Origin of the sequence: Halostella salina (assembly GCF_003675855.1) — an archaeon.
Classification (GTDB): domain Archaea; phylum Halobacteriota; class Halobacteria; order Halobacteriales; family Natronoarchaeaceae; genus Halostella; species Halostella salina.
The window spans coordinates 98,873-112,337 of the sequence record NZ_RCIH01000009.1 but is presented as its reverse complement, the minus strand read 5'-3'; the positions used below and the strand labels follow the sequence as shown (position 1 = coordinate 112,337).

At 56.4% G+C, this 13,465-nt stretch carries 7 protein-coding genes; 5 read left to right on the top strand and 2 right to left on the bottom strand.

Annotated elements, in window-relative coordinates; translation table 11 throughout:
• The first annotated feature begins 97 nt into the window (after nt 1-97).
• The gene (locus D8896_RS19645) at nt 98-3,274 is read left to right on the top strand and encodes a hypothetical protein (protein ID WP_162991631.1); all 3,177 of its coding nucleotides are present in this window, start codon (nt 98-100) and stop codon (nt 3,272-3,274) included.
• 86 nt (nt 3,275-3,360) lie between these two features.
• On the opposite strand, the gene D8896_RS19640 is transcribed toward D8896_RS19645, so the two are convergent.
• A complete protein-coding gene (locus tag D8896_RS19640) occupies nt 3,361-3,813 on the bottom strand; it encodes a hypothetical protein (RefSeq protein WP_162991630.1) in 453 nt (150 codons plus the stop codon).
• A 1-nt stretch (nt 3,814) separates the two neighbouring features.
• The gene (locus D8896_RS19635; RefSeq protein WP_162991629.1) at nt 3,815-5,185 is read right to left on the bottom strand and encodes a hypothetical protein; all 1,371 of its coding nucleotides are present in this window, start codon (nt 5,183-5,185) and stop codon (nt 3,815-3,817) included.
• A 173-nt stretch (nt 5,186-5,358) separates the two neighbouring features.
• Here D8896_RS19635 and D8896_RS16880 point away from each other — a divergent pair, with 173 nt between their 5' ends.
• The 4 genes from D8896_RS16880 (at nt 5,359) to D8896_RS16865 (ending at nt 13,451) form a co-directional block, all read left to right on the top strand.
• A complete protein-coding gene (locus D8896_RS16880) occupies nt 5,359-5,910 on the top strand; it encodes a metal-dependent hydrolase (protein WP_121823280.1) in 552 nt (183 codons plus the stop codon).
• Nucleotides 5,911-6,134: 224 nt separating this feature from the next.
• A complete protein-coding gene (locus tag D8896_RS16875) occupies nt 6,135-7,085 on the top strand; it encodes an AAA family ATPase (RefSeq protein ID WP_121823279.1) in 951 nt (316 codons plus the stop codon).
• Nucleotides 7,072-8,982, top strand: coding sequence for a VWA domain-containing protein (locus tag D8896_RS16870; protein WP_162991628.1), 1,911 nt, complete (start codon nt 7,072-7,074; stop codon nt 8,980-8,982). The genes D8896_RS16875 and D8896_RS16870 overlap by 14 nt, the downstream gene beginning before the upstream one ends.
• Complete coding sequence (locus tag D8896_RS16865; RefSeq protein WP_121823277.1) at nt 8,979-13,451, top strand: hypothetical protein; 4,473 nt, start codon at nt 8,979-8,981, stop codon at nt 13,449-13,451. Before D8896_RS16870 ends, D8896_RS16865 begins: the two co-directional genes overlap by 4 nt.
• The last annotated feature ends 14 nt before the right edge of the window (nt 13,452-13,465 follow it).

Below are 13,465 nucleotides of genomic sequence, written 5' to 3'. Positions count from 1 at the left end.
ACTTGGGGCTCGTTTCCATGTGGTTCACGGCCAGATGGTAAACCGCTAGACCACAAAAAACATCTAAAATAAGATCTATAACATCTATAACCGTCAGATGACTGCTCCTGAACTCGACTCATTGCTCGATACCGTCGGCTTCGGTCGGATCAATACGACTCGAATTAGAGTTCCGACAGCGTATGGGGCAACCGGTGATGGGATCGCTATCGCTACTGAAGCTGATCGGATCCACGTATTTCACGAGGGAGGTGTCGAACAGTACGAGACAGAGGTGTCGACTACGTGTGATGAAATCGCTCTCGCAGCTGATCACTCAATTTACGGCGTCTTTGATGGGTCTATCTCAACGATAACGGATATTGGTTCGCTGGAGGACAACTGGCAGTCTGACGTTACCGAACTTGTTGCCCTTAGCGAGAGCGACCTCCTCGTCGCGCTCCGCGTGGACGGGAGTATGGTTGGACTCAACACGGTATCCGGCAGCGTCCGATTCCCGATTGATGGGGTCGAACTCACGCCAAATCGCCGTCAATTGTTTGATCTCGGGTCTTGGTTCGCATGTACGTCCCAGGAGACTCTCCGCTGTTACGACGAAACCGGTGTGATACAGTTCAATCGGTCGTTTGACTCACCGATCGTTTCCGTTGCGGCGCTTGGAGATAGTATCGTCGTGACTACTGATGCAGCGATCTACTGGGTCGGAAGAGACGGCTTGGTAAAAACGAGCAGTGATCATGCTGGCGTGGAACTCGCCGGAGCTGGGGGACGCACCGAAATCCTCGGCCAAAGCGAACAACAACTTCTCACTGTCGGAGCGCTTCCAGGTGAACACTCCCCATTGGGGGATGATACGTACGAGATCGTTCAAAGTCATGACGGAACGTTATGTATCGCGCTTGCAGACGGCGAAGCGATCCGGTACGGTGTTGCTGACCCAACTCCGGAGATAACTCTCACTGACGACCGAATATCGACCCCACAGAATACTCTCGAAACATCATACACAAAACCATCCGAGACGGCCGTTCTGTTCGAGTATGAAGTCCTGACACACGAAGACGAGCAGCTCAAACAATCTCGAACATCAGTCAACGGGACTGAGGGCGAGATCGTGCTTCCGCTTCCGGATTCGATCGAACAGCAGGCTGGGAATACAGTGACGGTGGCGTTGCGACTTGCACATACTGACACTACCGTATACCGCGAACCTCTCGAGGTTGTCAACGAAGACTCAGAAGCTACACCCCAAGACTCAAAATATTCGAATGGAGTTGAGGGATCAACTCCAACGCACGAGAAGCCGTCAGGCTCGATAGAATCTGATACCGACGCCACGGTTGAACCTCAACAATTGAAGCCTACGGCCACCGCGAATCAAGACAGGGTAAGCGGAAGTACAGCCTCAGAACAGACAAAAAGCTCTGAAATAGCGGAAAACAGCTTAGTGGATTTTGCCGGCCCTTCACAATCCCAGACGGAAAGCTCTCAGGAGGCAGGGGATGCAGAACAAACCTTGGGAGTGGGCCGTTCGGTCCCGTTCAAGTCGGATGTTCATAGTGCCGATACAGCAAATTCAGATCTCACGAATCCAAACGTTGACTGCGATCTGTCACTCGTTCGGATCGACCATCAGGAAACGATTCTCGAACTGGACGTCGATAACAAAACCGACCGACAGATCAACGATATAGCGCTAATCCGAAAACGTCCGGGCAACCTCCGATTTGAGGACGAGCAGGTGCGAGAGTACTCGATCGAGGAACTGGATACGGACGGCGAAGTCTCTGTCACGATTCAAGTTCCGTACCGTCAACAGCGACATATCGATGTCGAAGTACATATTGATGGGCAGGCAGTCGAGTCGGTCGAAGCGACGATACCGGCGATCGATCTTGACATCTCCGGCGCAATCGTCCAGAGTGAGAACGGGATTCGAGCTGTCGTACGGAACACACTCGATAGTCCGCTAGCTGACGATCTCCAATTAGCTGTCGGAGGGCAACAGTACCATCTCGATACAAAGCTTCCGCCAGGAAGGACACATTTCGTTCTCCCCTTCAAAGAAAAATGGATTCAACGACTTCTATCGAAAGGATCGACAAAGATCGGATTGAGACCGAACACGGGGAATACAAAAGCGGTTGGTGAGATCCAAGCTTCGGATGCGTCGACGGAGCTAACGGTCAACAGGCGAACCACGACTGTTCCTGGTCCAAAGCGAAATGTCACAGCATCGCTTTCCAATCAGGAGGAGGAGTTGCTAACTTCACATCTTGAAACAGCAGGTATTGAGGACACTACCGGCCAGATGATCGTTGAACAGGTCACGGTCGAAAACGAGGGAAATCTTACTGCATCCGACCTCGATCTCTTGAGTGATGAAGGTTGTCTGAGTGATATCGGGCCAATACATCCCGGTGAACAGCAAACATGGAACCGGATCCATTACCTCAAACCGGGTCAGCAAACAGGCCTACAGGAATTGTGGATAGAAGATGGCGATGGGAGTGCTCGTACAGATGCTCGGACGCTCAAATCCCGTTCCTCTGACTTGGCAGTTTTCGGTCAGTTGGTGGAAGACCGACCTAGTGGGAAAGTCCACGTGACAGTATGGAATTACACGGACACGGAGTATCAGATCGAAGAAATATATGTCGATGCACTCGATGAGTCACACACACCACGAACGCAACAGGTAGCCGCTAACGACAGACAGCGGTTCTCGTTCTCAACGGCTGTTTCTGACGCTGATGAACACCCAGACCTGATGCGGATGGCAGTGAAATTCAAAGACAACACCAGCGCATCTATGTGCCTGTGGTCGGTGGTGGAACGAACGGAGAGCTACCCACTCTCGGTCGAAGTCGACAACGCCACGCTCACCGAACAGGATGATTCAGATGATCTCTCTGACGTTCGGGTTGAACTCGATATCCGGATAACGAACACTACTGATCAACAGGTGGAACTGACGGAATTCGGTGTAAACGGGGATGATGTATCGTCCGAGAAGTCAGTGAATCGGACGCTGAACTCGGGAGAACACACGACCATCGGACCGATCATGGAGACGATCGACCGTCTCGGTCATCGGTACGAACTCGAAGTCACCACGCGCTACGAGTGCGACGATGAAGCAAATAAACAGGTAAGGGAGCTTTCGGCCGTTCGGCGTCGAACCGACGACGGAACTGCTGAATTCACTGAGTGGCGAAGCAAACCTGTGGTGCTTGAACCGCCCGAACACAGTATAAGTGACTGGAGTGCATAAATAAAATACTATATAGTAAAATTCAGTAGATGGGTATGAATTTATTTATACGAGAGATACTTCAATACTCAAGGAATCATATAGTATCAACCAGGTTCGTCCTGATCCTCAATGTGTATTCGGTCCGGTTCGAACCCGACATCCTCCTCTGTCTCGGTTTCAGCGTAACTTTCTGTTGCATCTGATATATCTTTTTGCTTGCCTTCTTCCGTAGTAGCACTACTTTCACCCTCTGGATCATCATCGGCGGCCCGATGTGTATCCGTATTTTCGACTATCTCCTTTACTTCTTTAATTTGCTGTTTGATATCTGTGATGTCTGTATCCGAATCCCCAGTGTTTTTATTTAGATTTTCCACCTGCGTTGATAATGATTCAAGAGTATCTGGATCGACCTGTTCGCTACCCCCTGGTTCCATGCTGTCACTTATATAAATCACTCTATTGTTGATCTGAATGGCATAATACAGGGAGACAAGACTAACAACAGATATCAGTGAGAGCAAACCGAGTATAATAGGAGATTGTTCCACTACCATCTTACTCAAACTTGTTTTTCATGAGTTCAGCGGCGTTATCGACGCCTGTATACGTCCAGATCTTCATCGTGTGTTTCGGATCTGTTAACCCTTTAACGGAGTCTACAGTAACTTTATTCCGGTTGATCCCGATCTCGGCAAGTTGGCTGCGAATTTGACTTTTAACCTCATTATCGATCTTGTTGTTTTGATCCGTCCAAATGAACACCTTGATATTGTTAATATCGGGGCCGTGCATTGGTGCACACGATGCTAAGAATGTATAGAATGTAAGGAAGCGTGCCTCATCTGCGAAGTCCTCAACCCGGTAGTTTGGTAGAAGTTCGTCTGCGTGTCTCCGAGTTGGAATCTCCAAGAATGAGGGGATGGTGTAGTTATCAAAGAACCGACTGTAATCACTAATTTCGTATCCCCCACCACCACTCTTTCCAAATTCAACTCCGTGCGGCCCCTCCATATTCATGATAAAGAATGGAAAGAGGCTTTCTCGAATCGCTTGGTTTGCTTGTTCGTAGGGAACAATCTCAGTACCTGCGTTTTTAATTAGCTCTCGAAAGTTCTTTTCAATTAGAATTGGATCTTTGATTGACTTGAGTTCGTCTAATGTATATCTAAAGTTATTACACATTGTGTTTAGTGCCGCTGCATCGTTATCAACTAGTATACAGGAACTCAAGGAACCTGCACTATCGAGCCTTGACTCGACCAATTCGAGGGTTTTGACCATATTTTCGGAGACTCGATGCGACTCTGCTTCCCGCTGATCGATCTCGTGAGGAGCAATAGCGACTGGAATCGTCTGAGAGGGCATCGAGTTCCGGCGTTCCATTTCTCCATCTTTGTCCATGAAGTCCAATACTTTACGGAATGTTCCGTTTCCAGATCCGCCATCTAATGAGAAAACCGGCACGTACAATCCGACGTTTTCAGGAATGATCTCGAGTATTTTCTCTTTGACCTCGGGGTTAGATTCAATAATATCCACCATCTGTTCGGGCGTGGCTCCCGTACCAGACCCAGTAACACCCTTCACAATAGTCTTAAAATAGTTTCCTCGTCCCTGGGTAATATCATTTATATGATCGTGCTCGTCTCGGAGTTCACTCAGTATTGTTGTGTTCGTATCTGAGCCGGTTAAGTAAATATCGGCAGCACCGTTCTCAGACTGCAGATATGGGGTCAGTTTATCATTATCCTCTTCTTTTGCCTCTTTTCCTTGCGTGTATGGGGAAGACACTGGATCGTCTTTAAGTGTTTGTTCAGTATCGACTTCCACGACATAGCCCGGTTTCTCGTAAAGATCTTCAACGATCTTGAACATAATTCGGAGTCCACCGCCTCCAAGACCTTGCCAGTTCTGTGTTGAGGCCATACCAGATCATTATGGATAGATGTCATAAGAGTTGGGGTGAACGCCAAAGAGGATCTGTGTTTATTATATTTATAATTTAAATTATAATATGTATTTTCACACCATTACACGATGAGCAACCGAGACAAAATGGCAATAGAATTTACATTTAAGGAGTTCCACACCTGCTATTGATGGAATACAAAGGGCATCTTGGAACTACATTATTCATAGGCGGAATCGTAGTTGTCGGGTTAGGACTTCCGCTAGGGATTGTGGCAACTATGATTATGTTAGTCATCATGCAACTCCCTGATCAGGACCATAATATTCCTGTTGTAGAGCACCGAGGCTTCACACACAGTATTTGGTTTGTTATTATAGTCGCGGTAATATTGGCGAGCACAATCGCATATCCGACAAGATTCATTCAGCTAACGGCAATCAGGAACGGTTTACTCTCGTCTTGGGTGGTTCATCCAGTTGATGTGTGGCTGTTTTTCGGTGGAACAGTCGCACTCGGTCTCGTCGGCCATATCGCAACGGATGCACTAAGTGTTGGTGGGGGGTTCAAAGTAAAACCGTTGTGGCCGGTGAGCTCACGGACAGTTGCTCTCCAACGTTGTACATGGGATGACAGAGCCTGGAATGCCGCACTACTGGCGGCAGGCGCGATGGCATTCGGTGCTGCTGTTGTCCACGAACTCTATTATTCGATCCTGCCGGCGATAGTAGATATCCTCTAGGTCCCCACACTTCTGAATCAATTGCTTCAGTATCATCGTGTCATGACTGCGAATATATTCGAGACGGCGTTATCGATCGATTCCAGCTGCGTGTGAAACAGGGGCACCGATAACCTTTATTATTACCTGTTGACATCCCAATCCATGGACAGTACGAGGGCGACGACTGTGTGTGTGGCTATTGTTGAGGACGAACATCGCCAAATGGAGCGTGTTCGGCCGCGATGAGTGACGCGGAGACGAGTCAGCGCCGATCGGCGCTTGAGACGGCCGGGGAACCGACGGATCGCAGGTTCCGGGAACTGACGGTTCTAAACGATATCGGCCACGATCGAGTTCCGGAGATCGAACAGGAGACGTATCACGAGCGTGCAGGCGAGAGCGACCGGACTGACGTCGAGGTAGTCACGCGTGCCCTCGACCTCGGCATGAACGTCGTGTTGAAGGGACAGCCGGGTGTCGGCAAGAGCTTCCTGGTTCGGTACGTCTGTGCGCAGACAAACCGTCCCCTGTACCGGATCACGCTCTCCGAAACGACGTTCCGCGAGGACCTGCTGGGTTCGCTTCACCTCGTCAGCGGCGACGACGGTGAGACGGTCACGGAGTGGGTTGACGGGCCGCTCACCAGGGCTGCGCGTGTCGGTGGTGTGTTGCTCCTCGACGAACTCAACGCGGCCGACGCCAACACCGCGGCGGCGCTGAACGCGGTTATGGAACAGCGCGGGACGCGGTCGCTGACGTTGCCTCAAACGGGCGAGCAGATCCAGCCACACGACCAGTTCCGCGTCGTCGGAACGTCGAACCCAGGCTATCAGGGGACCTACGAACTGAACGACGCCTTCGAGGACCGCTTTCGCCACATCAAACTCGATTACCTGCCCGAATCGATCGAGGTTGATCTCGTGTTCGACCGGACGAACCTCGCCCGGGAGCGAGAACCGGAGATCGAACGGCTGGTGTCGTTCGCACAGCGGCTCCGGGAAGCCCATTCCGACGGGGAACTAGCGACGCCGATCACCAGCCGAGAGATCATCCGGATTGCCCGGTTCATGGAGGACGAGTTCATGACGCTCACCGAGGCTGCGCGGAGTGAACTCGTCGCGCGCGTCGACGAGTACGACGAGTCGCTGATCCGGACGCTCATCGACAGACAACTCAGCGATGTATCTGACTGAGGAGACGGATCCGGACGCGGCAGTCGCGTCGCTGACCCCACGTCGGTCATCACAGGCCCGCCGGAAGGAGTTAGAGCGGATCGCGTCGCTCTGTACACCCCGAGAGACGGATATCCACGTTCGACTCACATCGTCGGAGGCTTCGTGTCGGCCGAAGGAAGCCCCCGATTCCTATGAGATCCGGATCCCGACACGACGGTACGAACAGGTCCTGTCGGACGTTGACCCTGTCGTCTGGGATCGCTTGATGCAGGTGGCGTTCCTGTTCCACGAGCTCGGACACGTGTTGTACTCCGGCTTCGACCGCTTTGCCACCCATATCGACGAGATACACCCGCGCTGGCAGTCGCTGTTCAAACACGTTTACAATGCAGCCGAGGACGCCGCTATCGAGGCCCAGATGGCGGATGCATTCCGGATTCACGACGATTTCGTCCTCAAGAGTGCGTCGCTGTTTCGGATCGCAGACCGCCGTCACCGCAAGTTCGTCGCGGAGTTCAGTGAGACGGCTGTCCCAGACTCGGTGCGGACCGTTCTGCCGGTCGAGGCGAACCTGACAATGGCCGTTGAGCGCGGGGGCGACGGGGCAACGCCAGTTCAGGAGTACACCGTCTACGAGGCGCTTTCGCTGTCGTTACTGGACCGTGGTACAGTCGATAGTGGCCGCTGTCGAGAGCTGTTGGACCCGGCTTGTTCCTGGCGGCAGCTCAAAGGGGAGTATCGAGACACCGCCGTCGAGATCGATGCGCTGGTCGACGAGTACATGGCGGAGATGCGGAACGAACCCGACCCCGGAAGGCGAGTCGAGCGCGCCAGAACCTTCTTTGAAACGATCCGTCCGATATTCCGGAATCTCCCTTCGTTGCAGCGGAGCCGCATCCAGACGCCGGAGGTACAGCCCTCGGACGTGGTCGCTGCGAGCGACTGGTCGCCACAGGAGGCGGCACGACTCGACACGGACGGCAACGGTGCCGGCAAAACGGTGAGCGGTGACGAGAGCGGTAGTGTGGCGATCGACCCGACGGACCCCGACCCGGGAATCACGAATCTTGATGTCGACGGGGTACGCCGGCGCCACGCAAGCGGCGGGTTCAGTCCGGACGCACAGGTCCGGGAGGACGTGACCACCCTGGTCACGATGGTCACCGACGACGACATGGACGTCGACCGGATCCGGGTTCTCGAACCCACGGACGAGGGTGGCCCGGCGGATCGATGGGCGGAGATACGCAAGGGCGCTCGACGACTCGAACACCAGTTGCACTCACGGCTCCGCAAGGAGCGACGGCCCAGGAAACAGCCGCGGTCACGTCGAGGAACCGTCGACAGCCGCGAGCTCGTTAGTGCAGTCCACGGGTCAGACCGGGTCTTCAGTCGGCTCACACCCGGAAAGGACAAGGATTACTCCTGCCAGCTGTTTCTGGATCGGTCCGGAACGATGGCGAACCGTATCATCCCCGCGGAGGACGCCGTTTGTCAGCTAGCGGTGGCACTTCACTCGGTCGGCGTCGACGTATCCGTGTGTTCGCTCTACGAGTCGGTCGTGAATCTGGAACTCCCGTTCGGTGCGCGCCCCGCCGCCTGGTCCGATCGGTTAGTGTCCGGACGGGCAGCCGGCAGTACCCCGCTGTCGGATGCGATTACCGTAGCCCGTCACCGTGCAGGCCACGGTAGCGGTACGGTTCCGTTCGTCGTGGTGGTCACCGACGGCCGTGCGGACGACATCGATGCGTACGAACGTGCCGTCGATCAGTGCCACTGTCCCGTGTTTGGGGTGTACCTTGACGACGAATACGACCACGACACGTACTTCGACCGCGTCGTGTACACCGGGGCGGGCGATGTCGGGCCAACGCTGATGGATCTGGTCCGGAACCTGTTCCGGGGGTATACGTGAATCCCGATACTCCCCTGGCGAGTGTCGCCGATACGTGGGAGCTAATCCGGGACTACGAACGATCTGAACTCGAGACGGAGAGAGCAGTTGATCGGCTGTGTCAGTATCTTTCCGCGGAGGATCCAGCGGTCGCCAGGACGGCGTTCCACCGGGTACTCTACGTGGCGGACAGCGAGGAGCAGTATCTGGCGGCCGGCAAATCGCTCGCGGACACACTTGCTGACGGCTACCCGATCGGATTCGGTCTTGCGACGGACTTACAGCGGGTCTGTGTGAACGAACCGGTTGGACTCGATCCTGTCCTCCCGCATCTGGAGAACGTTCTCCGAGATGAGGAGCAGCGTGGTGCATCGGTGATCACGGCGAGTGCCGTCCTCGGGCTCCTTGGTAGCCACGCGCCGGGGATCGTGCGGCGAAGCGTTCCTGCGCTCGCGGAGGGGGTCGACGTGAACCGCGAGGCGGAAGGTTTGTTCGGTCAGTCCCGTGGTGCGTTCGAGGTTGTCGAGATCGCCTCCGCCCTGGCCCGCATCGGCGCGAACGAGCCTGCGGTCGTGCGTCCATTCGTTGCTCAACAGGTGTGGGGACTGGATGCCGACAGCACGGATGCGATCGCGGGCTCACTCGACAACCTCGGCCGAGTCGGCCTCGTCCTCCCGTGGCTCGTGCCTCCAACTGATACCCTTCCGGAACTACTGTCCCACCCGTCTGAACAGGTTCGCACCGCCGCAGCACGAGCGACTGGACGGCTCTACGGCGTCGAGACAGTCGAAGAGGAGGTCATCGGAATCCCGGACACAGCGCCTGCAGCCGTCCACGAGGCGCTGGCTGACGCGGCCCGTGACCGGATCGAAGACGTCCGGCTCACGGCATACGAGAGCATTCGTCGACTGGTCAGTGGAGGGCCCACCGTGGGCGAAAAATACCGGGCTACCCTTCGATCGGGCGCGACTGCCGAGTCCGACGACGTTCGACAGACCACCTTCGCCACTCTGGAACTGATGGCTGACGGTGGGAGCGATACAGCACTCGACCGAGTTACACTCCGCCGCTCGCTTGCGGCTCCCCAGGCAGTCAGAGACAGCGCTGTGCGGTATCTGAGCGCGAGCCTCACGCAGTCCCCGCCCGCCCGAACCGCCCGCCACTGCGCAGAGCTGGCCTGCTGGTCGCTCCTCGCTGAGAACTCCCCGGTCAACGATGCCGAGGACATCACCGCGGATGTCGTGACCGCCGCTGGCGACGCACTCATCGAGAGCAACGCGTGTGAGTCGTTCCTCGATGCGGTCGAACGGCTCGATATCGACCAGTTGGACGAGGCCGAGCTCGGGACCGTAGTGGCGCTGGTCACGCATATCGGCACTGAACACCCCGACAGCGCGACCCGTTCGATCGACTTTCTGAAGAAGTTGCTTGCCGACCTGACTGCACCCGAGTACGCACTCCATGGATTGCGACGAATCCAACGCACCGATGCAACTCGGGACACTGATCCTGCGACGGTAGCGCTCTCTGTCTTCACAGATCCAGCCGCTGCTGCCCACTGGCCATCAGCACTGGACGTAGTCAGTGCGGCAGGTGACGCCGCTTCGGGAGGGCCGGACGATCAAACAGCTAAAGCGACCGTCCAACGGCTGTGTGATTACTTGGCCGCCAGTGCTGCGACGGTGGACAGAACTGGTCCATCGGAAGGCCGTATCACCGAAGCGATCGGCGAGATCTGCAGGTGCTGTCCCGGTGTTGTCGCGCCGGTTACGGGTCGCCTCATCGAGCAGATAGGCAGGGTCGATCAACCCGAACTCGGGCTCGCGCTCAAATCCGGGGTCGCCGACGGGGGCGTGACGCTGAATGGGGCCCACCAGCGGGCGCTGCTCCACGTGATCGGGGATGAGGAGCGGTCGGACGCTCTGCGGGGACATGTCGCGGGAGCGCTACTGTACGCGGAGACACCGGCTCGTGTGGCTGTGTTCGCCCGTCTGATGGTTCTCCACCTCGTCAACGACGACCCGGGGATCCTCCGTGGCATGGGGGGCCTCCTTGAACACGATGAGCTGCTTGGATCGAGTATCGCTTCGGTGTGTGAGGGAGCCATCACCGAACTGCCCGACCCCGTGCTCGATCAACTTGTCTCGCAGCCACAGTCCGCGTCGCTGATCGCGGCCTCGTACCACGACGACGTCTACGGTATCGTGAAGCAGTTCGGCAACGTCACCACGGTCAACCTGCTGACCGCTGTCGCGGACAACGTTCCGCATGCTCTCCCCGATACCTGTTCGTTCCCGCTTTCGATCCTCCCGTACGGGCAGGATGAGACCATCGTCGACTGGCTCACAGCGGCAGCGGCACACGGCACAGTCGCACACGATCAGCTTGCTCGCCTCCAGTTCCATCCGAAGGCGTCGGTGCGGGACGCCGCAACCAGTCTCGCGGAGCGCGTTACTGGAACTGAGGCTGCAAACACATCCGGTAAAACAGGTTCGGAGACGACGGCAGGACTCCCCTCGGTGGAGGCGATCGACGGCACCAACGCCGTCGATGCCCTTGCGACCGAACTCGCAACCCCTCGGCAAGAGCGAGAAACTGCCGTCGCGGACCGCCTCGTGGCTGTTGCAGAGGAGTCACCCGACCTTCGGGACAGGACCGTCCTGCACCTCCTGGTTCGAGCGAGTACGCTGACGGAACCACTACCTGAGGAAACGAACGTCACCTCGCTGGACCTGGCGACAGCAGAGACAGCGGACCATCTCCGCACGTTCGCACACGACCCCGACCCAATCATCCGACGCCAGGCAGTGCGATCGCTTCGCACGCTGGTTCAAGGATCCGATATCGAGACGGTCAATGAAGAGACAAAAGCCCACCTGTACGTTCTTCTCGGCGACCCGGACCCGATCGTGCGAAAGGAGACGGCAGCGTTCATCGGCGCCGACACCTCGCTCTACGACGACCCTGAACGACTGTGTGCACGCTTGCTGTGGCTTACGAATGATCTCCGGTTCGTTGCTGACACGGCGCTTGCTACGATCGATTCTGTCGCAATTGAGCATCCCGAAACGGTAGGTCCGTTTGCGCCCGCTATCGCAGCCATCGGCGAATGCGCCGATGGAACCCGCCGAGAGAACGCGATCAGCAGCCTCAGACGCATCAGACACGATATGCCGGAGATAATGGAGGTGTTCCCCCATCTCCCGTATCTCGACGACGAGGAACCGCATCTGGACCTCAGTATTCTTCGGGCACTCGTCGCAACCCCCTCTGACGATCTCGATCACGCTCAACCATTCGTTGACACGCTTCTGTCGTTTCTGTGTTCGACGACCAGGCCGTTCGCGTGTCATCACGCCACCGTACTGCTGGATCGGCTCGCACGAGAACATCCCGATGCGGTCAGCCAGCCGCTTGCGGACGCTGGGAAAGCAATCACCGAAGACTCTATTCCCCTCATTCGCGCTGAGTACGCCATTTACCGAACCGCCGTCGTCCTTAGAGAGCAACACGGTGATGCGGATGCGTTATCGGCGTGTCGCAGCGGCTTCGAATCGGTACTCGAGAAAGCAACCCGGTCGGTGACCGTTGGAGGGTACACCAACACGGACGAGGAAGGGGATGATTCCCATTACCGGTTGGTCCACGAGGCAGCGGCGAACGCCGCCGCCTCCGCGGGGAACGGCAAGTACCTGACTGCTCTGCAGGAATTCCCCGATCTGGTCGGGCGGCCGGAACCGACCCCGGCGGCCACGGCTCGATTCCTGGTTCGAGCGAGCGGCGACGACCGGACGGAAGCGCTCGACATCGTCGTCGATGACTTCGGCGTTCAGTCCTGTGAGCGGATCACGGAGGCGATAGCTGAACTCTCCCCGGCCGAGCGCGACGAGCGCTCCCGAATCGCAGCCCTCGATCGGTTAGTGCCGGTGGTCGCTGACGAGTCGGCCCGAGATACCGGACTCGAGGTGATAGCAAACTCCCTCTCCGCGGACGCGTGGCTGACGCGTCGCCTCGCCACGAACACTATCGGTGACCTGGGGCGGTCGGGGGCCATCCCGCCGGACGACGCCATTGACCGCCTACTTTCGATGGTCACGGACACGAATGACAAGGTCGCCACTGTTGCTCACGACCAGTTGATCCCACTCTGTAACAGCGGTGAAATGTCACCACGGGACCTCATCACGGCACTCTTCGAGCAGGCACAGAATGCTGAACAACCCAGTGAGAGCTGTACGGCCATCAAAACGCTTGGAATCCGGTATCTGCGCGTCCGTTCGACCGCCGTCGACCAATTAGTCACACTTGCCTCGGAAGCTGGCGTTGCGGTGCAGAAAGCGGCACTGCAGGCGTTGATCGAGTTGGCTGATACCGCCCCTAATTCCGTTGGTGCCGTGGCCACACAGATAGAGGCACTCACGTCCGACCCCGACCCGAACGTTCGCCATTACGCGTCCCAATGTTTGGCACGACTTGACTCCGGGGGGTAAGCCGCTCCACCGTC

Coding starts and splice junctions, on each gene's coding strand:
- D8896_RS16875 (WP_121823279.1), top strand. CDS start 6,135: ATGAGTGACGCGGAGACGAGTCAGCGCCGATCGGCGCTTGAGACGGCC.
- D8896_RS19640 (WP_162991630.1), bottom strand. CDS start 3,813: ATGGTAGTGGAACAATCTCCTATTATACTCGGTTTGCTCTCACTGATA.
- D8896_RS16870 (WP_162991628.1), top strand. CDS start 7,072: ATGTATCTGACTGAGGAGACGGATCCGGACGCGGCAGTCGCGTCGCTG.
- D8896_RS16880 (WP_121823280.1), top strand. CDS start 5,359: ATGGAATACAAAGGGCATCTTGGAACTACATTATTCATAGGCGGAATC.
- D8896_RS19635 (WP_162991629.1), bottom strand. CDS start 5,185: ATGGCCTCAACACAGAACTGGCAAGGTCTTGGAGGCGGTGGACTCCGA.
- D8896_RS19645 (WP_162991631.1), top strand. CDS start 98: ATGACTGCTCCTGAACTCGACTCATTGCTCGATACCGTCGGCTTCGGT.